The organism is Catenulispora sp. GAS73 (assembly GCF_041262085.1).
GTDB lineage: Bacteria > Actinomycetota > Actinomycetes > Streptomycetales > Catenulisporaceae > Catenulispora.
Genome location: NZ_JBGCCM010000048.1, coordinates 42,087 through 62,124 on the forward strand (window position 1 = coordinate 42,087; position 20,038 = coordinate 62,124).

Annotated in this window: 19 protein-coding genes; 13 read left to right on the forward strand and 6 right to left on the reverse strand. The window is 70.7% G+C overall.

Annotated elements, in window-relative coordinates:
- Positions 1-21 precede the first annotated feature (21 nt).
- Positions 22-207: a DUF3046 domain-containing protein gene (locus tag ABH935_RS44930; protein WP_370349034.1), complete on the forward strand. Its 186-nt coding sequence runs from the start codon at positions 22-24 to the stop codon at positions 205-207.
- 3 nt (positions 208-210) lie between these two features.
- Here ABH935_RS44930 and ABH935_RS44935 read toward each other — a convergent pair whose 3' ends face one another.
- Positions 211-555, reverse strand: a complete 345-nt coding sequence (locus ABH935_RS44935) for a MerR family transcriptional regulator (protein WP_370384126.1) — start codon at positions 553-555, stop codon at positions 211-213.
- Positions 556-620: 65 nt separating this feature from the next.
- On the opposite strand from ABH935_RS44935, the gene ABH935_RS44940 reads away from it, so the two are divergent.
- From ABH935_RS44940 to rny, 5 genes are all read left to right on the forward strand, one after another.
- Positions 621-1,352 (forward strand): SDR family oxidoreductase, encoded by a 732-nt coding sequence (locus tag ABH935_RS44940; RefSeq protein ID WP_370384127.1) that lies wholly within the window; start codon positions 621-623, stop codon positions 1,350-1,352.
- Between the two features lie 103 nt (positions 1,353-1,455).
- Positions 1,456-2,793 (forward strand): MFS transporter, encoded by a 1,338-nt coding sequence (locus tag ABH935_RS44945; protein WP_370384128.1) that lies wholly within the window; start codon positions 1,456-1,458, stop codon positions 2,791-2,793.
- Positions 2,794-2,899: 106 nt separating this feature from the next.
- Positions 2,900-4,054, forward strand: coding sequence for a recombinase RecA (gene recA / locus ABH935_RS44950; RefSeq protein WP_370384129.1), 1,155 nt, complete (start codon positions 2,900-2,902; stop codon positions 4,052-4,054).
- A 3-nt stretch (positions 4,055-4,057) separates the two neighbouring features.
- On the forward strand, positions 4,058-5,077 hold the full coding sequence (locus tag ABH935_RS44955; protein ID WP_370384130.1) for a regulatory protein RecX: 1,020 nt from the start codon (positions 4,058-4,060) through the stop codon (positions 5,075-5,077).
- 222 nt (positions 5,078-5,299) lie between these two features.
- Positions 5,300-6,982 (forward strand): ribonuclease Y, encoded by a 1,683-nt coding sequence (gene rny, locus ABH935_RS44960; protein ID WP_370384131.1) that lies wholly within the window; start codon positions 5,300-5,302, stop codon positions 6,980-6,982.
- On the opposite strand, the gene ABH935_RS44965 is transcribed toward rny, so the two are convergent.
- Together ABH935_RS44965 and ABH935_RS44970 are read right to left on the reverse strand one after the other, a co-directional pair.
- Positions 6,939-8,036, reverse strand: a complete 1,098-nt coding sequence (locus ABH935_RS44965) for a DUF2330 domain-containing protein (protein ID WP_370384132.1) — start codon at positions 8,034-8,036, stop codon at positions 6,939-6,941. The two genes, rny and ABH935_RS44965, sit on opposite strands and share 44 nt — an antisense overlap.
- A gap of 107 nt (positions 8,037-8,143) precedes the next feature.
- Complete coding sequence (locus ABH935_RS44970) at positions 8,144-9,586, reverse strand: MFS transporter (protein WP_370384133.1); 1,443 nt, start codon at positions 9,584-9,586, stop codon at positions 8,144-8,146.
- Between the two features lie 116 nt (positions 9,587-9,702).
- Here ABH935_RS44970 and ABH935_RS44975 point away from each other — a divergent pair, with 116 nt between their 5' ends.
- Both ABH935_RS44975 and ABH935_RS44980 read left to right on the forward strand, forming a co-directional pair.
- Entirely contained in the window at positions 9,703-10,656 is a 954-nt protein-coding gene (locus ABH935_RS44975; RefSeq protein ID WP_370384134.1) for a helix-turn-helix transcriptional regulator, read from the forward strand.
- Between the two features lie 561 nt (positions 10,657-11,217).
- On the forward strand, positions 11,218-12,294 hold the full coding sequence (locus ABH935_RS44980; RefSeq protein WP_370384135.1) for a hypothetical protein: 1,077 nt from the start codon (positions 11,218-11,220) through the stop codon (positions 12,292-12,294).
- A 45-nt stretch (positions 12,295-12,339) separates the two neighbouring features.
- Here ABH935_RS44980 and ABH935_RS44985 read toward each other — a convergent pair whose 3' ends face one another.
- The gene (locus ABH935_RS44985) at positions 12,340-13,113 is read right to left on the reverse strand and encodes a hypothetical protein (RefSeq protein WP_370384136.1); all 774 of its coding nucleotides are present in this window, start codon (positions 13,111-13,113) and stop codon (positions 12,340-12,342) included.
- Between the two features lie 109 nt (positions 13,114-13,222).
- On the opposite strand from ABH935_RS44985, the gene ABH935_RS44990 reads away from it, so the two are divergent.
- The 3 genes from ABH935_RS44990 (at position 13,223) to ABH935_RS45000 (ending at position 15,203) form a co-directional block, all read left to right on the forward strand.
- On the forward strand, positions 13,223-13,684 hold the full coding sequence (locus ABH935_RS44990; protein ID WP_370384137.1) for a MarR family winged helix-turn-helix transcriptional regulator: 462 nt from the start codon (positions 13,223-13,225) through the stop codon (positions 13,682-13,684).
- Positions 13,685-13,763: 79 nt separating this feature from the next.
- Positions 13,764-14,345: a hydrolase gene (locus ABH935_RS44995; RefSeq protein ID WP_370384138.1), complete on the forward strand. Its 582-nt coding sequence runs from the start codon at positions 13,764-13,766 to the stop codon at positions 14,343-14,345.
- A 207-nt stretch (positions 14,346-14,552) separates the two neighbouring features.
- Positions 14,553-15,203, forward strand: a complete 651-nt coding sequence (locus ABH935_RS45000; protein WP_370384139.1) for a class I SAM-dependent methyltransferase — start codon at positions 14,553-14,555, stop codon at positions 15,201-15,203.
- A 26-nt stretch (positions 15,204-15,229) separates the two neighbouring features.
- Here the strand turns inward: ABH935_RS45000 and ABH935_RS45005 are convergent, their stop codons facing one another.
- Positions 15,230-16,405 carry a DUF5937 family protein gene (locus tag ABH935_RS45005; RefSeq protein ID WP_370384140.1) on the reverse strand — a complete coding sequence of 392 codons (1,176 nt, stop codon included), beginning with the start codon at positions 16,403-16,405 and terminating at the stop codon, positions 15,230-15,232.
- A gap of 58 nt (positions 16,406-16,463) precedes the next feature.
- Here ABH935_RS45005 and ABH935_RS45010 point away from each other — a divergent pair, with 58 nt between their 5' ends.
- The gene (locus ABH935_RS45010; protein ID WP_370384141.1) at positions 16,464-17,699 is read left to right on the forward strand and encodes a serine hydrolase domain-containing protein; all 1,236 of its coding nucleotides are present in this window, start codon (positions 16,464-16,466) and stop codon (positions 17,697-17,699) included.
- Between the two features lie 64 nt (positions 17,700-17,763).
- Positions 17,764-18,087, forward strand: a complete 324-nt coding sequence (locus tag ABH935_RS45015; protein ID WP_370384142.1) for a multiprotein-bridging factor 1 family protein — start codon at positions 17,764-17,766, stop codon at positions 18,085-18,087.
- A gap of 18 nt (positions 18,088-18,105) precedes the next feature.
- Here the strand turns inward: ABH935_RS45015 and ABH935_RS45020 are convergent, their stop codons facing one another.
- Entirely contained in the window at positions 18,106-20,034 is a 1,929-nt protein-coding gene (locus ABH935_RS45020; protein ID WP_370384143.1) for a DUF2264 domain-containing protein, read from the reverse strand.
- Positions 20,035-20,038: the final 4 nt, after the last annotated feature.

The following is a 20,038-nucleotide window of genomic DNA, read 5'->3' on the forward strand; positions in this document are numbered from 1 at the left end:
GGGGCCATGCGGTCAGGGACGATGCGGCTTCAGGATTTCTGGGAGCGGATGCGCGAGGTGTTCGGGCCGCTCACGGATTCGTACGCGCGCGATCACGTGATGAGCGACCTCGGCGGGCGTACCGTGATGGAGGCGCTGCGGGACGGCGTGGATGTCAAGGACATCTGGGGCGCTGTCGCCCGGGATCGGGATCTTCCGTACTTCTAGGCGTCAGGGGTGGGTGTCGGTGACGGCGATGATCTCGTCCAGCCGGTGCAGCGCGTCCTGGAGCTGCGCGACCCGGTCACGGATCCGGTCCCGTTCGGCGCGCAGCATGCCGCGCTGCTGCGCATCGGTGTGGCCGACGTCGTAGCAGCTCAGCAGCTCGGCGATGTTCTTGCTGGTCAGCCCGGCGGCGTACATCTGCTGGAAGAAGCGGACCATCTCGACCGCGGCTTCCGGGTACTGGCGCTGGCCCGAGGCGCTGCGTTCCGGGACCAGCAGTCCCTGCTCTTCGTAGTAGCGCAGCGCGCGGACGCTGACGCCCGACCGCGTCGCCAGTTCGCCGATCCGCATCGGTCCGCCTCCATCCGAGTCCCGACTTGCCTCTCACGTCAACGTGAGGTTTTAGCGTAACCGACATGGAGATCAACGGATCGATCGCACTCGTCACCGGCGCCAACCGCGGACTCGGCCGCGCCTTCACCGCGCACCTGCTCGACCGGGGTGCCGCCAAGGTCTACGCTGCCGCGCGCCGGCCCGAGGCCATGAGCCTCGACGGCCTCGACACGGACCGCGTCGAACTCATCGCGCTGGACATCACCGACCCCGCGGCCGTGCGTCGCGCCGCCGAACAGGCACCGGACGTCACCCTGCTGGTCAACAACGCGGGGACCAGCACCGGGCAGGACCTGGTGGCGGGGGACCTGGACCAGATCAGGCTGGAACTGGAGACCCATCTGTTCGGGTCCCTGCAGATGATCCGGGCGTTCGCCCCGGTGCTCGGGCGCAACGGCGGCGGCGCGGTGGTGAACGTCCTGTCGGCGATGTCGTGGTTCGCCTATCCCGGCGGCGCCAACGCCTACCACGTCGCCAAGGCCGCGGCGTGGGCGATGGTGAACAGCGTCCGCCTCGAACTGGCCGAGCAGGGCACGCTGGTCACCGGCGTGCACCTGGGCTTGGCCGACACCGACATGGCCGCCGGGTTCGACGGCGCGAAGCTCGCGCCGGTCGAGGTCGCGCGCGCCGCGCTGGACGGTGTCGAGGCCGGCGCCTGGGAGGTGCTCGTGGACGAGTGGAGCCGGACGGTCAAGAGCTCGCTCGCCGCAGACCCCCGCCCCTTCTACGAAGCGCTGGCGGCGACCACGTTCTGACCGACCACGAGCACCGGAGCTAGATGACAGCCGGCCGGAATCGTCAGCCTCCCAGCCGGAACGACACTTCCGGCAGCGTAAGGATCCCCGCTACGTTCCACATGTGACCGCAGTCGACTCCCGAATATCGCCGGTACCGCCCGACCTCGCCGGACGTGCGGCGGCGGTCCAGCGGCGCACCGTCCGGGTCCTGATCGGCAGCCAGATCCTCGGCGGCGTCGGCTCCTCGACCGGGTTCTCGCTGTCCACGCTGCTGGCCAAGGAGATCACCGGGAACGCCGGGCTGGCCGGGCTGACCGGCACGTTCTCCTCGCTCGGCGCGGCGTTCGCGACCATCCCGCTCTCGCGCGTCATGGCGGCTCGCGGCCGGCGGCCCGGCCTGGTTCTCGGGTACGGGGCCGCGGTCGCGGGGACCCTGGTCATCATCCTGGCCGCGCGGCTGCACTTCTATCCGCTCCTGCTCGGCGGGATGGCGCTGTTCGGCTCGGCGTCGGCGGTCAACCTCCAGGCCCGGTACGCCGGCACCGACCTGGCGCCGGCCGAGCGGCGGGGCCGGGCGCTGTCCATGGTGATCTGGGCGGTGACGGTCGGGTCCATCCTCGGCCCGAACCTCGGGCACCCGGCGGAGGGGACGGCGCGGGCGCTCGGGCTGCCGCCGCTGGCCGGGGCCTTCCTGTGGTCGGGGTTCGCGCTCTGCGGAGCGGGGCTCGTGCTCGGCCTGCTGCTGCGTCCCGATCCGTTGCTGGTGGCGCGGGAACTGCGCGGGGAGGACGTCGCGGCGCCGAAGCGGCTGACGCTCAAGCAGTCCTTCGCGGTCATCGCCGAGTCGCCGCGCGCGGTGCTGGCGATCGCGGTGGTGGCCGTCTCGCACACCGTCATGGTGTCGGTGATGTCGATGACGCCGGTGCACATGAACGCCGACGGCATGTCGGTGACGGTGATCGGGCTCGTGTTGTCCGTACACATCACCGGGATGTACGCGTTCTCCCCGCTGGTCGGGGTCGCCGTGGACCGGATCGGGCGGATCCCCGTGCTCGGCGCCGGGCTGGCGATCCTGACCGCGGCGTGCCTGGTCGTCGGGTCGGCGCCGATGGGGTCGCGGGCGTACATGGTGGTCGGGTTGCTGCTGCTGGGGATCGGGTGGTCCTGCGGGGTGGTGGCCGGTTCGACGCTGCTCACCGAGTCGACGCCGGACCGGGTGCGGCCGTCGGTGCAGGGGGCGAGCGACTTCGTGATGCAGGGTTCTTCGGCCGCGGGCGCGGCGCTGGCCGGGCTGGTGGTCGGGACGCTCGGGTACTCCTGGCTGGCCGGGCTGGCGGTGGCGTTGCTGGCGCCGGTCGCAGTGCTCGTGGTGGTGACGGCGGTAAGGCGGCCGACTGTGGCGCCGGACAACATTCCGGGGCGTTCGGTGCAAGAAGACGCGGCGTCCCAGGTACCGTGAGAGACGGTCAGGCACCGGTGGACGCGGCCGAGTCAGTTTTTGTCAGTGGCGTCCTCTAGCTTCAAGACCGTCAGACGTGAAGTACCGGAACTTAAGGCAGGCACCCATGGCGGCATCGACCACCGATCGCGAGAAGGCGCTCGACGCCGCCCTCGCTCAGATCGAGCGCAACTTCGGCAAGGGGTCGGTGATGCGGCTGGGCGCGCGCTCGGCGCAGCCGATCGACATCATCCCCACCGGCTCGATCGCCCTGGACGTGGCCCTGGGCATCGGCGGCCTGCCGCGCGGCCGGGTCGTGGAGATCTACGGCCCGGAGTCCTCCGGCAAGACGACGGTCGCGCTGCACGCGGTCGCCAACGCGCAGCGAGGCGGCGGGCAGGCCGCGTTCATCGACGCCGAGCACGCGCTGGACCCGGAGTACGCCAAGAACATCGGCGTCGACACCGACGCGCTGCTGATCTCCCAGCCGGACACCGGCGAGCAGGCGCTGGAGATCGCCGACACCCTGATCCGCTCCGGTGCGCTGGACATTATCGTCATCGACTCGGTCGCGGCCCTGGTGCCCAAGGCCGAGATCGAGGGCGAGATGGGTGACTCGCACGTCGGTCTGCAGGCCCGCCTGATGAGCCAGGCGCTGCGCAAGCTGACCGGTGTGATCAGCCAGACCAACACCACCGTGATCTTCATCAACCAGCTGCGTGAGAAGGTCGGCGTGATGTTCGGCTCGCCGGAGACCACCACCGGCGGCCGCGCGCTGAAGTTCTACGCCTCGGTGCGCCTGGACATCCGCCGCATCGAGACGCTGAAGGACGGCACGGAGGCGGTCGCGAACCGCACCCGCGTCAAGGTCGTGAAGAACAAGGTCGCGCCGCCCTTCAAGCAGGCGGAGTTCGACGTGGTGTTCGGCCAGGGCATCTCCCGCGAGGGCTCGCTGATCGACATGGGCGTCGAGCACGGGTTCGTGAAGAAGGCGGGCGCCTGGTTCACGTACTCCGAGGGGCAGCTCGGCCAGGGGCGCGAGAACGCCCGGCGGTTCCTGAAGGAGAACCCGGACGTCGCCGACGGGCTGGAGAAGCTGATCAAGGAGAAGCTGGGCATCGGGCCGAAGGTCGACGAGCCGGCCGACACCGCGGCGAGCGCGGCGCCGGCGGCTGTGGCCGCTGCCGCGGACGGCGCGGCCCCGGCCGAGGACGCCGCCGCCAAGCCGGCCAAGACCACGCGGGCGCGCAAGACCGCCGCCACGGCCGGTGCGGAGGAGTAGTAGGTGAGTGCCGGTTGGGGCCGGTTCCAGGATGAGGGAGCCGGTCCCGACTGGTTGGCCGACGCGGGGTCGGACGAGGGCGAACAGCCTCCGGCCGGCTCGGGCGACGGTGCGCCGGGCTGGGCCGCGACCGCGGAACCCGGCGCCGGTGGGAACTCGGGCGCGCGTGAGGCCGGCTCGGCGTGGGCTGAGCAGAGCGGTTCCGACGATGGGGCACCCGGCTGGGCCGCAGCAGCGGAACCCGGTGCGGATGCGGGCCCGAGTGGTTGGGCGTCGCTCGCCGATGGCGCCGGCGGCCGGGGCGCCGTGCCGAAGAAGTCGGAACGTCCGGAGCGGGAGCGCCGGTCCTCGGGCGGCTTCGGTGACGACCGGCGCGGCGGATCTGCGTCGGCGAAGAAGAGCGCTGCCAAGAAAGCTGCTGCCAAGAAGACCGCCGCCAAGAAAACCTCCGGCGGCTGGTCGTCGCGCCGCAAAGACCGCGATCCGGCCGACGCCGACAAGCCCAAGCCGCCGCAGTCGCGCGAGAAGCTGGAACAGCGCGCGAAGAACATCCTGATGTACCACCTGGGCCGGCAGATGCAGACCCGGTCGCAGCTGGCCGACAAGCTGCGCAAGAAGGAGATCCCGGACGACATCGCCGAGGCGGTGCTCGATCGCTTCGAGGAACTGCACCTGCTCGACGACGCCGGCTACGCCGAGACCTTCGTCCGCTCCCGCCACACCGAGCGCGGCCTGGCCAAGCGGGCCCTCGGCTACGAGCTGCGCAAGCGCGGCATCGACGACGAGACCGCCGCCGAGGCGCTGTCCACGCTCGACGAGGACCAGGAAGCCGTCACCGCGCGCCGACTTGTCGACTCCCGGCTGCGCGCCACCCGGGGGCTGGACCCGCAGGTGCGCACCCGGCGGCTGGTCGGGATGCTCGCCCGCAAGGGGTACTCCGGTTCGATCGCCTTCCGCGTGGTGAAGGAGGCGCTCGCAGAGGAGGGGCTGGACGTCGATCTCGGCGAGCCCGAGTTCGACTGAACTCGGCGCCACCCCTGCGCCATCCCTCGGCTACCGTGCGCCGTCACCTCCAGTGACCCCTTCGCCGGAACACCACTCCTTCCAGTGCTTTCATCCGCTTTTCCCGACGACACCAACGGTTGTCGACCACACTCCTCCTTGACCGTATTGTTACCTCGCCCTAACCTCGCACTCAGTGAGGGATCATCGAAGGATCACTCAAGCGCGCTGGGAGCGAACTTAATGGTCGGCATGGTGATCGCGATCGCAGCGGTGGTCGCGGCGTGCGTCGGCCTGTTCGTGGGCATGAACGTCGGCGCCGGACGCCGGATCAACAATCTCAAGAAGAGCGCGTACGAGGACTTCGACAAGCAGGTCGCCGAGCTGGCCCAGCGGGCCCAGGCCCGGGAGGGCGAGCACGCCGCCGCCGTCGTGGCCGCGCAGCGTGATCTGGCCGCCGTGCACCGGGAGGCCGCCGAGGCGCGCAAGCAGGCCGACGCCCAGGCCGTGCAGATCCGGGAGCAGGCCGCCGCCGCCGCGACCGTCGAGATGGACCGCGCCCGGCGTATCCGCGACGAGGCCGAGGCCGAGACCCGCGTGCTCAAGGACGACATCCGTGAGCTGCGGCTGGACCTGGAGCGCCGCGAGGCCCGGCAGGCCGAGCGCGAGGAGCGGCTGGACGCCGACCTGCGGCGGACCGCCGACAAGGAGCGCGAGCTGGCCGCCGCGGATGTCGAGCTGGAGCGCAAGAAGGCCGAGCTGGCGATGTTGGAGGACGAGCGCCGCTCCGTGCTGGAGCGGGCCGCCGCGCTGTCCGCGGCTGAGGCCAAGAGCGAGCTCGTGAAGTCGATCGAGAACCAGGCCAAGCGCGAGGCCGCGGTGCTCATCCGGCAGATCGAGCAGGAGGCCCGGGACGAGGGCGACAAGCGCGCCCGCAAGACCGTGGCCCTGGCCATCCAGCGCGTGGCCAGCGAGCAGACCGCCGAGTCCGTGGTCAGCGTGCTGCACCTGCCCAGCGACGACATGAAGGGCCGGATCATCGGCCGCGAGGGCCGGAACATCCGCGCCTACGAGTCGATCACCGGGGTCAACCTGATCATCGACGACTCGCCCGAGGCCGTCCTGCTGTCCTGCTTCGACCCGGTGCGCCGGGAGGTCGGCCGGCTGACCCTGGAAGAGCTGGTCCTGGACGGCCGGATCCACCCGCACCGCATCGAGGAGATCTACGAGCGCTCCAAGGCCAAGGTGGAGACGCTGTGCGTGCGGGCCGGCGAGGACGCGCTCATGGAGCTCGGCATCACCGACATGCACCCCGAGCTCATCGCGCTGCTCGGCAAGCTCCGCTACCGCACCTCCTACGGCCAGAACGTGCTCAAGCACCTCGTGGAGTCCGCGCACCTGGCCTCGATCATGGCCTCCGAGCTGCGGCTGGACCCGGTGCTCCTCAAGCGCTGCACGGTCCTGCACGACATCGGCAAGGCCCTGACCCACGAGGTCGAGGGCAGCCACGCGCTGATCGGCGCCGAGATCGCCCGCAAGTACGGCGAGCACGACGACGTCGTGCACGCCATCGAGGCGCACCACAACGAGGTCGAGGTCCGCACCGTCGAGGCGGTCCTGACGCAGGCCGCCGACGCCATCAGCGGCGGCCGCCCCGGCGCGCGCCGCGAGTCGCTGGAGGCCTACGTCAAGCGCCTGGAGCGGCTGGAGCAGATCGCCGCCGAGCAGGAGGGCGTGGAGAAGGTCTTCGCCATGCAGGCCGGCCGCGAGATCCGGGTGATGGTCGTGCCCGACGCGGTCGACGACATCCAGGCGCAGGTCATCGCGCGGGACATCGCCAAGCAGGTCGAGGAGGAGCTGACCTACCCGGGGCAGATCCGGATCACTGTGGTGCGGGAGTCCCGGGCGACCGAGTACGCGCGCTGACCCACCGCCACCGCACGAGCAGCACCGCCCCGGCCGCGAGCACCAGCAGCACGATCAGGTACACCGGGATCCCGAGGAACGTCAGCAGTTCCTCCTGGTCGTACGTGCTGTGCTGCACCCAGTCCGAGGCCGCCGGAGCGAACGCGTAGTCCTGCGTGATCTGCGACGGCTGCTGGTAGTCGCCGTCGAACACGGTCAGGAACATCCGGCCCGCTGCCAGGGTGGCCAGTACTGGTCCGACTTTCGACGGCTCGATCCAGTCCCCGAAGTTGGACACGGCCGGCTCGTCGGCGATCGGCGAGCTCGTGGCGTCCATCCGGTGCGGCGCCAGCACGGACACCTCGACGTTCTGCGGCGTCGCCGCGCCGGCCGAGAGCCGCATCGGGTAGACGGCGGTCTTGGCCGGGAACGAGAGGCTGATCGGGTCCAGGACGCCGTTCAGATCCGCCGTGCTGCCGGTGGCCAGGCGCACGGCGACGAACTTCCAGCCCTGGCTCGTGTAGGCGGCCAGCCGGGTCGCGGTGCTGTCCTTCAGGGTGAAGCCGTGCTGGTTCAGCCAGTCGCCGAGCGCCTTCGGGTCGGCCGAGGCCAGGTTCGCGACCTCGAACTCGCCGATCCGCTGGTCGCTGAGCACCTGCACCGCCGACTGCGGGGGAGCGGCGGTCATCGCGCCGCCGGCCACCGCGCCGTCCTCACCGGAGGATCCCCCGAGATGCGGCCAGAAATAATGGTGCACGGCGGGGACCGGCTCCTCGGCGCCGTCCAGATCGCTGAACAAGGCCTGGTCCGCCAGCTTCGCCGTGGCCGGAGCCGGCACCGGCATCACCCACGCGGCGTCTGTGACGTTGCTCTGCGTGGAGAACCGCATGACGACGTCCTCGGTCGTCCCGTCGAACCGGACCACCGCCTGCTCCCGTGCGACGCTCATCGTGCCGCCGGAGCCCGGGATCATCGCCCCGCATCCGCACGCCCACGCCGGATCGGCCACCCAGACCGCCTGCAGCCCACCGGCCGCCAGTGCGAGTGTCAGAGTCTTGGCCACCCATCTCCGCATTCTGATTCTCCTCCCGACAAAGAACCCGTCTTCCGGCGAGGCTTTGACGCCCTCGCCGGAAGACGGGTTCCGGTGCTCTCACCACGGATTGGTAACGGTCCGACCGCCTACCGCTTCCGCCCCGGAGCCAGCAGCTGCACCGCCACCGCGGCGGCCGCCAGCAGCGCCGCGATCCCGATCAGCGTCACGTGCATCCCGTGCGCGAAGTCGCCGCCGGCCACCAGCGCCCCGGCCACGGCCACCGCCAGCGCGCCGCCGACCTGCCGGGAGGTGTTCACGATGCCGGCCGCGGTGCCCGCCTGCTCGGCCGGGACGCTTCCCATCACCATGATGGTCAGGGCCGGGACCACGAAGGCGCCGGCGAAGGAGACCGGGATCAGCAGCAGCACCAGCAGCCAGGCCGGCTGGTCCGGCCGGACGGCCAGCAGCAGGAGCATCGCGCCGGCGGTGCCGACCAGGCCCACGGTCATCGACAGCCGGGCGCCGATCCTGGCCACCATGCGCGCCGCGACGGTCACGTTCACCAGCGTCACCACCGCGGTGATCGGCGCGAACAGCAGGCCGGTGACGGTCGAGGACTTGTGTGCCACCTGCTGGAAGTACAGGCTCAGCAGGAAGATCACGCTGTAGAAGGCGGCGTTGACGGTGAACCCGGCGAACGCGGTCAGCGACATCGCGCGGGACTTGAACAGCGCCAGCGGCACCATCGGCCGCGCCTGCCGGGACTCGGCGAGCGCGAAGACCACCGAGGCGAGCCCGGCCGCCGCGAACGAGGCCAGCACCGGCGTGGTGCCGAAGCCCTTCGAGCCGCCCTCGATGAAGCCGTACGTCAGCCCGGCCAGCGCCACCACCGAGGAGACCAGGCCGATGACGTCGAAGTGCGCGCCGACCGCGGACTTCGCCTGGACCAGCTTGGGCGTCCCGGCCAGCAGGACCAGCGCCGCGGCCCCGGCCGGCAGGTTCAGGAAGAAGATCCAGCGCCAGTCCACCGCGGCGGTGATCAGGCCGCCGGCCACCGGTCCGGCGGCGGCCGCCGCCGAGCCCGCCGCCGTCCACAGCGCGATCGCCCGGTTCCGCTTCGCCGGGTCCGGGAACGCCTGGCGCACCAGGGCCAGCGAGGCCGGCAGCATCAGCGAGGCGGCGCCGCCCTGCACCAGCCGTGCGGTGACCAGCAGCCCCAGCGACGGGGCCAGGCCGCAGGCCGCGGAGGAGAGCGTGAACCCGATCAGCCCGAGGCCGTAGGCGGCCTTGGCGCCGATCCGGTCGCTCAGCGCGCCCGCCGAGAGCATCAGCGCGGCGAAGGCGAGCGTGTAGCCGTCTATCACCCACTGCGCGCCGGCCATCCCGCCGGCCAGGCTGCGGTTGATCGCCGGGAGCGCCACGTTGACCACCATGGCGTCGAGGCCGACGAGGAAGAAGCCGAAGACCGAGGCGGCCAGAACGCGCCTGGCAGCGGTAGCTGAGGGCGCGGTGGCGACAGATGCGATGTCGACAGATGCGGTGGCGGCGGTGCCGGCGGCCCGCGGCCGGGTGGCGGTGAGAGCTGTCATGCCTGTAACCCTCGCGGTCGGCGCCGCGACCATACAGACCGCGCCGAGCCGGGGAGCGCGGTGCCGGGGTGCGACACACCCCCTCACTTCTCGCCCCCGGCCTCTACGCTGGCAGTATGACGAACGGCAGCGAGTTGGGGATCTTCCTGAAGGCGCGGCGCGCGGCCGTCCAGCCCGAGGACGTCGGCCTGCCGCCCAGCGCGGGCGTCCGGCGGACTCCGGGCTTGCGCCGCGAGGAGGTCGCGATCCTGGCCGGCGTCAGCGTCGACTACTACACCCGCCTGGAGCGCGGCAAGGAGACCAACCCGAGCCCGGCCGTGGTCGACGCGCTGGCCCGCATCCTGCGGCTGAACCCCGACGAGCACCAGCACCTGCGCGACCTCACCGCGATCGCCGCCCAGCCGGGCCGCCGGGTCGAACAGCGGCGGGCCCGCACCCGCACGGTGCGTCAGGGCGCGCTGATCCTGATGGAGCAGCTGCGCCCCAACCCGGTCTACATCGTCAGCCGCACCAACGACCTGCTGGCCGCGAACCCCGCCGGCGTGGCGCTGTTCCCGGGCCTGGCCGACTGGCCGAGCCGGCAGCGCAACATCACCCGCTACCTGTTCCTGAGCCCGGTCGCCAAGCAGCTGTATCCGGAGTGGGACAAGTTGGTCCCGATCTCCGTGGCCTACCTGCGGGCCCGGGCCGGCGCCGATCCCGACGACCCGGACCTGGTGCGCCTGATCGGCGAGCTGGTGGTGAAGAGCAAGGAGTTCGCCCGGCTCTGGGAGCGCTACGAGGTGCAGAACCTCGGCCAGGGCACGAAGGCGTTCCACCACCCCGACGTCGGCCCGATGACGCTGGACTACGAGGCCATGGAGCTGGCCAACACCGGCGGCCAGCGCATGATCGCCTACTACACGATGCCCGGCAGCGCCGACCGGGACGCCGTCGCGCTACTCGACATGATCGGCTCGGGGCTTCTCGCGGCCGGCGTCGACGGACTTCAGCAGTTCGTTCAGCCCGCCGATGGAGAGCTTGTGGAAACTGGGGAGGGGGCCGGGGTGTCCGGCGATCAGGAGGGCTGAGCGGATGGTCATCCGCACTATCCGCATCGCGGCGTAGAACAGGTAGCAGGCCAGCGGCAGCTCGACGAAGAACGCCGAGAGCAGCGAGGCGGTCTCGTCGGACGTGCCCCAGTCCAGCGTGATGTCGAACCACGCGTCGCACACCAGCAGCGTCGCGGTGAAGACGCACGAGACCACCACGAACTGCCGCCGGCGCCAGGCACCCCAGGTGGTGACGAACAACCCGAGCAGCAACAGGACGTCGAAGCCGACCCAGGCGGCGTTCCAGGCGTTCTCCGGATGGTGGTCGGGCAGCACCAGGGCCAGGTAGACGATCCACGGCACCAGCACCACGAAACCGCCGGTGACGACGGCCAGGAACAGCTGGCGCATGTGGCGCAGCTGGGCGTTCTTCAATGACGGCAGACCGGCGGCCTCCAGATCGTCATAGTTCACATATCCGATGATCGCACGAAGACGTCGCACGGTCCTTGGTCACAGATCTGTCACGGCGTGGAACCCGCACCCCATCCGGGCGTCTTCCCAGCGAGACAACACATTGGGGACTGGGGAGGAACCGAAATGGCTGGTCAGGGGAGCAAGATGTGGGCCCGCGCGGCGATGTGCGCGGCGGCGCTGGTGACCCCGCTCGTGGTGAGCGGCTGTCAGAGCGCGACGAACGCGACCGGCACCGGCGGGGCGGTCGCGCCGCAGGCCGGGGCGTCGAGCGCGCCGAGCGCGGGGGTCTCGACGAGCCCTTCGGCCGCGCCGACCTCGGCCCCGTCGCAGCTGAACGCCACGGCCGGCACCGGCGTGACGATCTCCGACGGCAGCGGCAAGATCCTGATGAACGGCCGGGTCGTCGACTTCGGGACCCGGGTCATCGACCCGTCCTGGTCCCCGGACGGCAGCCGGGTGGTCTTCATCGACGGCGCGGGCAACCTGGTGGTGGCCAACGCCGACGGCTCCGGCCGGGTCGAGGCGGCGCACAACCCCGGCGGTCTGACCTGGTCGCACCCGACGTGGCAGACCACGCAGGCCGACCCGCAGGACGGCAACATCCCCGAGCGGGACAACATCTTCTTCGCCTCGACCGTCGGCGGCGGCACGTTGTGGGAGGTCCCGACGACCGCCCACGACGCGCAGCCCAAGCAGCTCCCGCTCAACCGCTACTCCGGGAACGGCTCGGTGGCGGTGCCGGCGAACGGCAACACCTGGCCGTCCGGAGGCGGGCACTTCGGCGGCGCCGTCTACGAGTACGACAACGGCAACGCGTCGGACGTGTACGTCCGTGACGACTACCTGCGCCAGCAGGGCGGCCTGGCGATCAAGGACGCCGCCGAGCCGGGCTACGTCCTGGTCGGCAGCTCGTCCACCTCCGAGGGGACGCCGGAGGTCGTGTTCATCCGCCGGGTCGGAGCCCACGAGCACGTGTTCGTTCAGGAGATCGGCACCAGCACCGGCGGCACCCCGGCCGGGCCCCGCGACCTGACCCCGAACGCCACCACCGACTGCACCAAGCCCGCGATCTCGCCGGACGGCAAGACGGTCGTGTTCTCCACGTCCTCCGGGGTCGTGACCGTCGCCGCCGACGGCTCGGGGGCGCCGGCGTTCGTGACGCACACTCCCGGGTTCCCGGCCTTCCGGCCCGGTTCCTGACCCGAGAGCACGAACAGCGAACCAGGGGGCTACGGCACTACGGCACTACGACCGCCACCAGGGCTCCCTGACCACGAGGTCGTCAACCTTCTCGCACCCCTGTGCGTTGGCGACTTCTGCGCGGTCAAGGTCCCACCCGACGATCCCGTCGCCCATGCGCGTCAGCTCGATGAGCGTGTTCGACTGCTGAGTCGTCCCGAACTGGACCTCGCACTTCACCAGCGAGGACCAGGACCGGCCGTCCAGCGCCACCGCGAAGGCCGCGACCGGTAGCGCGACCACGGCCAGCAGCGTCGCGGCGATGCGCTCGGCCGAGATGAGCCGGTGCTGCCAGGGCGCCAGCGACGCCGAGCGCTCCCGGTGACCGCGGTGGCCGGTGCGGTACTCGATCACCACCCCCTGCCGCAGCAGCCAGGCCACGACCGCGGTGGCCAGGCCCCAGCGCCAGTCGAAGAACACGGTCATCAGCAGGCCGAAGGCCAGCGGGCTGATCAGCGACATCGCGGTGGCGATCGCCAGGGTGCGGCGGCCGGCGCCGGGCGGCAGGCCACCGCGGGCCGCCATCGCCAGGAACGTCATCCGCGAGGTCACCAGCGCCAGCACGAACGCCAGGACCGCGCTGTTGCGGACCATGCCCATCAGCACGTCGAGCCAGTTCTTCGGCTCCAGCGCGACCAGCACGTCCCAGGCCGCGTCGCCGCCGCCGACGGTCCAGGCCACCTTCAGGATCGGGAACACCAGGACCACGGCCAGCACCACGGTGTGTCCGGGGCCGCCCCGCCTGTCGTCGTTCTTCGCCGCGTCGACCACGAGCCACATTTGGCAGGGTCCGGTGGCCCGGCGGCCAATCCGTTGCTCCGAATGATTCTGTCAGGAGAGCTGCGCACCTGTGGTTGCGCAACCTGAGTTGCTTACCTAGACTGAAGAAGTGAGCGAGTTTCGACCCAGTGCTGACGACCTGAACGAAGAGGCGTTGCGCGCGGCCATGGAGATCTTCGTGGTCGTCGGGCGGCTGCGCCGACGTCTGACGTCGCTGCCCGGCGACTCCGGCCTCACACCCACGCAGGCCTCTGTGCTGACCAGGCTGAGCAAGGTCGAGTCCGCGACGGTCGGCGAGCTGGCCGGTGCGGAGCAGGTCACGCATCAGGCGACGGTCAAGACCGTCGCCGCGCTGGAGCAGGCCGGCCTCGTCCGGCGCGATCCCGACCCCACCGACGGCCGCCGGCAGCTCATCAGCCTCACCGAGGTCGGACGGACCCGGGCCCAGGGCGAGCGGCACGCGCGGCAGGAGTGGCTGGCCCGCGCGCTGTCGGAGCACGGGACCCCCGAGCAGATCCGCGCGGTGCTGATCGCGATGGAGCTGCTCGGCGAGGTCTCGGACTCGTCCTGAGGTCCTGACGTCCTGAGGTCCTGACGTCCTGAAGTCCCGCTGTTTTGTAGTTCCCCAGTCCCAAGGAAAGGCACTCCCCGTGGCCATCACCACCATCGACCCGAAGACCGCGCTGGTCGTCATAGACCTGCAGAACGGCATCACCGCCATGCCCGGCGCCCCGGTCCCGACCACCGACGTGATCAAGAACTCCGTCGAGCTGGCGAACGCCTTCCGTGCCCGCGACCTGCCGGTCGTGCTGGTCAACGTGACCTTCGCCGGAGACGGCGCGGACGTCATGCCCGGCCGCGTCGACCAGGGGATGGGCGGTATGCAGCTCCCCGAGGGCTGGGACCGGGTCATCGCCGACCTCGACGGCCACGACGGCGACATCCGGGTCACCAAGCGCAACTGGTCCGCGTTCTACGGCACCAACCTCGACCTGCACCTGCGCCGCCGCGGCGTGACGCAGATCGTCCTGACCGGCATCGCGACCAGCATCGGCGTGGAGTCCACGGCGCGCTTCGCGCACGAGCACGGCTACCACGTCACCGTCGCCACCGACGCGGTCACCGACTCCAACGCCGACGCGCACCAGAACAGCGTCGAGCGCATCTTCCCGCGGCTGGCCGAGAACGGGACCACGACGGAGATCCTCGCCGCGCTGCCCGCCGCCGGCTGAGGCACGACCAACCCCCGCGATCCGCCGCGCCCCGCTCGGCGGATCCGCACCGCGCTCAGGCGGCTCCGAGGCCCCCAGCGAGGGGCCGCCTGAGCGCGGCACGTGCCGCACATCCGCCCGCCCCGGGCTCCTGCGTGCGCTCGACCCGTGTCACCTCGCAGAATAGGAGGTGACGGGGACGGCGGAGCGAGGCGTCAGGAGGCGGTGATGAGCGGCAGGATCAAGCATCCGGTCTTTGCCCGCATCTATGCGAAGTGCGCCGGGCCCTCGTTGGAGAAGGCCGGGATCGGCGTGCACCGGGAGCGGCTGCTGGCCGGCCTCAGCGGTGACGTCATCGAGGTCGGCGCGGGCAACGGCCTCAACTTCACGCACTATCCGCCCGAGGTGAAGCGCGTGGTCGCGGTCGAACCGGAGCCGGATCTGCGCGCCCTGGCCGAACAGGCGGCCCGGTCGGCGTCCGTGCCGGTGCCGGTGGAGGTCGTCGAGGGCCGCGCCGAGGCGCTGCCGTTCCCCGACGGCTCCTTCGACGCGGCGGTGGCCTGCCTGGTGCTGTGCTCGGTCGCGGACCAGGGCGTCGCGCTGCGGGAGATCGACAGGGTTCTGCGACCCGGCGGCACACTGCGCTTCTTCGAGCACATCCGGTCCGACGGCGCCGGGATGCGCGGCGTGCAGCGCGCGCTGGACGCGACGATCTGGCCGCTGGTCGCCGGCGGCTGTCACACCGCGCGCGACACCGGGGCCGCGATCGTCGCGGCTGGGTTCATGGTCACCGAGCTCGACTGCTTCGAGTTCCCCGAGACCCGGATCCCCTTGCCGATCCAGACACACGTCCTCGGGACGGCGATCTCCCCGCACTAGGCCGCGTACCAGAGGGCGGTCCGGGGCTAGTTCCCGTTGCCCAGCAAGCGGTCCAGGCCTGAGGAGACGCGGTCGCGTGCCCCAGGTTCGAGGCGGTAGTAGACGTAGTAGCTGTGGCGTTCCGGGACGATCCAGCCGGACTTGTGCAGCACTTTGAGATGCTTGGACACAGCCGCCTCGGTGAGGCCGATCAGGCCTGCCAGTTCCCGGGTCGAGCGGGAGCGGCGGGCCAGGAGTTCGAGGATCTGCAGGCGGGTCGCGTCGCCGGCGGCGCGCAGCAGGCCCAGCAGATCCTCGGCGGGCACCGGCGCGCGGCCCTGGCGGGCCATGCCAGCCAGGGCGTAGGAGAGCACGACAGTCGTGGTCTCGCCGTGATCGCGGTCGCGGTCGCGGTCGCGGTCGCGATGCACGGCGACGGCCAGTTCGGGCCACATGAAGTGCGACGGCACGAGGAGCACGCGGTCGTTGGCGGCGAGGGTGACGTCGAGGGGATCCGCGGTGCCGCGGGCGCCCGGCGGGCGGATGGTGACGCTGCCGTCGGCCGCTGTGGTGATGTGGTCGGTGATGTGGTCGGACAGGTCGGCCAGCATCGCCGCCGGTCCGAGCCGCGACAGGGTTTGGAAGCGGCGCGCGATCTCGTCGTGCAGGTGTGCTTCCAGACTCGGCCAGTCGGCGGCGAGACAGGCATCCCAATACGCGGCCAGAAAATCGGCGAAGCGCTCGCGCACACCTTCCGGATCCGCCATCAGTTCCCTGAGGACGGCCGCCGATGCGGCATGCGCACCCTCGACCTGACCCAGCGCACGCTCCCGCGCCTCCGCATCGCCACAGAACCGCTCCCACGGCACCCGCCGCGCCCGGCCGCGATGCGCGAGCGCGGCGTGCACCATCGGCTCGGCGAAGTCCTCGACCGGGGCCTTGCGGAGCAGGTCCAGGTCGTCCGGCCAGGTGTTCACCTCGCCGGGCGGCCAGATCTCGGGCAGCACCAGCGGACGTTCGGCGAACCAGAACCGGAAGGCGTCGAGGTCGCTCTTCAGCCGCGCGTCGAGCCGCGTGCGCATCTCCAATACCCACGAGATGTGCAGCGGATGGCGCTTCACCGCCGCCAGCACATGCAGGCTGCGCAGCGCCTCGGAGCCCGGTGAGCTGCCGAACTCGAAACGGTCGGCGTCCTGTTGCCCCAAGACCAGCCGCACACTCATCGCGTCCTCCCTCCTGGCAGACCGATCAACTCTGCGGTTGATCGGTCGATCGGGTCTGATGCGCGCTTTTACGGTCGGCATCAGTATCCGCAAGAAGGGAACCGCTGTGACTTTGAATCGTCGATCGTTCTTGGGCGGGGCATTGACCGCGTCGTCCGCCATCGTTGTTGCCGGGTGTGGTGCGAGCTCGGGGAAGCCCGCCGCCCAAGCATCCATATCCACGGCCACATCATCGGCCACATCATCGGCCACACCCCCGGCCACATCATCGGTTGACTGGCCCGCGTTCGGTGACCACCTCCGTCAGCAAGCCGCTGCCGGGCAGTTCTCCGGCGCGGTCCGCGTGGAGCAGAAGGGACAGGTGCTGCTCGACGGCGCGTTCGGCATGGCCGACCGCACCCGGAACGTGGCCAACACGCCGACCACGAAGTTCTGTGCCGCTTCCATGGGAAAGATGTTCACGGCCGTGGCGATCGGCCAACTGGTGAGTGCGGGCAAGGTCGCCTTCGACGACACCGTCGGCAAGCACCTTCCGGGCTTCTCGTCGGCGATCGCCGATCACGTGACCGTGGCCCAGCTGCTCACTCACACCTCCGGCATGGGAGACGTCCTGCAGCACGCCGGCCCCACGCCGCCGCCCGAGACCCTGGAAGCCCAGATCGCGCAGATCGCCAAGACCCCGCTGTCGTTCGCGCCCGGCAGCAGTTCCGCTTACAGCAACTCGGGATTCATCGTCCTCGGCGCGATCGTCCAGCAGGCCTCTGGCACCGCCTACCCGAGCTACGTCCATGACCGCGTCTTCGCCCCCGCCGGAATGACCGACACCGACATCCGGGTCTACCGTCCCGCGGATGTTCCCGGCATGGCCCACGGCTACGCACTTGATGATTCCTCCGCGCTCCGCGACAACTCGGGTGACGTGCAGATCGGCAACCCCTCCGGCGGCGCGATCTCCACCACCGCCGACCTCGCCCGCTTCGCCCGAGCACTGATCACCCACCAGTTGCTCGACCCCGCGATGACCGCCACGCTCACCACCGGCAAGGTGACGGTGCACCGCCCCGGCGGCCCCGCGCAGGACTCCTATGCCTACGGCTTCGAAGACGCGCGGATCAACGGCGTCCGCTTCATCGGCCACAACGGCGGCACTCCCGGCTACGAAGGCCAGCTCGACATCTACCCCGACACCGGCACGACCGTCGCGATCATGTGCAACCAGGACCGCGTGCTGGTGCCCGCGATCCAGCGCACCGAGGCGATGCTGACCGGCTCGGCGGGCGCCCCGACCGGCTGAGGTGACAAATCTCTGATCCCCAACCCCTCACCACGGAGCCGCGCCATGCCCCAGGATGGGAGTCGTGAGCGGGAACTACGATCGCCTGGCCAAGATGATCGTCAAGGCACGGGAGGCGAGGGGCTGGAGCCAGTCCGACCTCGCGAGTCTGGCGTACGTGACGGAAGTGGTGATCGCGCGGGTCGAGGCCGGCAATCCCCCCAACGCGGTGGCCCTGAAAGCCGTCGAGCAAGCTCTCGGCTGGCTGCCGGGCATCTTCGACCTGATCCTCGGCGAGGACGCGTCCTTGGAGAACGGCGTCGTCCTCGCCGCCGAAGGTGACGACGAGGACGACGGATCCGCCGAGCTGCGCGAGCTCACCGTGGACAGCAGCATCGACTGGGCCTGAGGACTTTGGAGAAGAACCTCAGGCGAACAACTCCCCGAGCACGAACTCGTCGCGTCGACCATCGCTCCAACCCGCCACGAGACACTCCCCGGTCACCGCGACCGTGACCGGCACCGAACCGTTCCTGGAACGCCCGAGCCGGTGTGCCGAGACGTACACCGTCGGCAGCCCCGCCACCGGCGAGGCCGTGAGATACGGCGTGGCGCTGAATTCCCCGAACGCGTTGCCGCCCCGATACCTGGCCACGCCCGAACCGGTCCAACCGTGCAGGGGCACGAGGTCCGCGGTCACATCACCGCCGTGCACCGAAATCCCGTCGCCGGTGTCTGTGACCCACTCGTCGGTATAGGGCTTGCGCGCACCCGCCACCGCGAACGAGCCCTCGCGCACCGTCCATCCCGCAGGCGCCGTGACCAGATGTGCACGCAATTCATAACCCTGATGCAGCACCGACAAGCTGACCACGCGCGCCGCCGGCACGTCGACTCCGCCCATCCGCGGCCGGAACCATGACGCGGCCCAGCCCTCGCCGGTGACCGTCCCGCGCAGCCCCTCACGCCGCGCCGCGCGCCCCCATTCGTCGACCAGCGCCAACGTCCCATCGACCCCGTCGGTGAACGCGTCGCCGACGCCGGGCGCGGTGTGCGTGGAGTAGCCGAGCGAGGCGTAGTGCGGATCGCCTCTCCCGGTGTCCGGATCGACGACGTGGTCGCTGGCGTGGTTCGCGATCTGCACCACCCCGTCGCCGGAGCGGATCACCCAGCCGACCTCCCGCAGGGTCCTGACACAGTCGGCGCGCTCCGCCGGCTGTGGCTGCTCCGCCTCGGTCCACAGCGGATGCTCGGCAGGCGCGGCCAGACCCAGGAACCCCATCCCCGCGAAGTACGGAGAGCCCGGCCCGCTGTAGATCTGGCACATCGGCAGGAACTCCTCAGCGCTCCAGCCGAGCGACGGCGCTCCGTCGACCCCGACCCCCAAGTCCGCCGTGAAACGCCGCAGCACTCCGCTGGCCAACCGCCGCGTAGCTCCCGCCGCCTCACTGCCCACCCCGGCCAACGCCGCGGTCCACAGCCCGCCGAGCACAGCTTGCCGATAGGTCAGCGAGCGCCCCTGGTGCAACGACGAACCATCGGCCGCGAACAGCAGCGCGTAGGAATCAGCGAACTCACCCAACCGCCCCAGATACCGCTCCCGGCGCTCGGCGGGCTGATCAGAGAGCTGATACCACTGCCACAGGAACGGATGGATCACCCACGAGTTGTAGTGGTCCACCCGGTTCCCGTGCCGGGTGGTCGGGCTGATCGGGCCGTCGTTGTACCAGCCGTCGCCGAGGTACCAGGACTCGAACAGCTCCACGTCCTCCTGCGCGTGGCCGCCCGGGACGTCGTACCCCGCCGAGACCAGGAACGCCTCGATGACGGCCGTGAACAGCAGCCAGTTGTTGTCCGATCCGTGTTTCACCGCGTGGTGAGTGAGCCATTCGGCGGTCTGGTCGCGCAGCTTGTCGTCCAGCTCGTCCCAGAACCGTGTGCGGCTGATCGCGAGCCCGAAGGCCAGGTTCGCGGCCTCGACGATCGGCTGCGGGGTGCCGTTCCACTGCTTGATCTCGTTCACCCCGATGGCCTTGCCCCAGCGGTCGGGGCTGTCCGGGGCCATCGCGGCGGCCAGGCCGCGCGCGTAGAAGTCCGCGTGGCGGTACGGATCGGCCTCCCGGCCGGCCAGCAGCGGCGCGGCTATCAGGAAGCTGCGAGCGAAGCCCTCGATGCCGTCGCTGCGGATCCCGGCAGCCGAGGGCCTGCCGGGCGGCGTGATCAGACCGCCGGTGGCGGAGGCGTGGCGGCGGGCGGTCAGCAGCCAGTGGTCGGCCACCGTTTCCCAGTGCGCGCGGGTCCAGCCGGTGTAAGGGGACTGACCGCGGTCTTCGGAAGGCAGTCGCAGGTCGTTCATGAGT

Excerpts from the sequence above, each read along its gene's own strand:
- ABH935_RS45005 (WP_370384140.1), bottom strand. The coding sequence starts at position 16,405 with ATGAGTGTGCGGCTGGTCTTGGGGCAACAGGACGCCGACCGTTTCGAG.
- recA (WP_370384129.1), top strand. The coding sequence starts at position 2,900 with ATGGCGGCATCGACCACCGATCGCGAGAAGGCGCTCGACGCCGCCCTC.
- ABH935_RS44935 (WP_370384126.1), bottom strand. The coding sequence starts at position 555 with ATGCGGATCGGCGAACTGGCGACGCGGTCGGGCGTCAGCGTCCGCGCG.
- ABH935_RS44980 (WP_370384135.1), top strand. The coding sequence starts at position 11,218 with ATGGCTGGTCAGGGGAGCAAGATGTGGGCCCGCGCGGCGATGTGCGCG.
- ABH935_RS45010 (WP_370384141.1), top strand. The coding sequence starts at position 16,464 with ATGCGCGCTTTTACGGTCGGCATCAGTATCCGCAAGAAGGGAACCGCT.
- ABH935_RS44930 (WP_370349034.1), top strand. The coding sequence starts at position 22 with ATGCGGCTTCAGGATTTCTGGGAGCGGATGCGCGAGGTGTTCGGGCCG.
- ABH935_RS44970 (WP_370384133.1), bottom strand. The coding sequence starts at position 9,586 with ATGACAGCTCTCACCGCCACCCGGCCGCGGGCCGCCGGCACCGCCGCC.
- rny (WP_370384131.1), top strand. The coding sequence starts at position 5,300 with ATGGTCGGCATGGTGATCGCGATCGCAGCGGTGGTCGCGGCGTGCGTC.
- ABH935_RS45000 (WP_370384139.1), top strand. The coding sequence starts at position 14,553 with ATGAGCGGCAGGATCAAGCATCCGGTCTTTGCCCGCATCTATGCGAAG.
- ABH935_RS45020 (WP_370384143.1), bottom strand. The coding sequence starts at position 20,034 with ATGAACGACCTGCGACTGCCTTCCGAAGACCGCGGTCAGTCCCCTTAC.
- ABH935_RS44985 (WP_370384136.1), bottom strand. The coding sequence starts at position 13,113 with ATGTGGCTCGTGGTCGACGCGGCGAAGAACGACGACAGGCGGGGCGGC.
- ABH935_RS44940 (WP_370384127.1), top strand. The coding sequence starts at position 621 with ATGGAGATCAACGGATCGATCGCACTCGTCACCGGCGCCAACCGCGGA.
- ABH935_RS44975 (WP_370384134.1), top strand. The coding sequence starts at position 9,703 with ATGACGAACGGCAGCGAGTTGGGGATCTTCCTGAAGGCGCGGCGCGCG.
- ABH935_RS44965 (WP_370384132.1), bottom strand. The coding sequence starts at position 8,036 with ATGCGGAGATGGGTGGCCAAGACTCTGACACTCGCACTGGCGGCCGGT.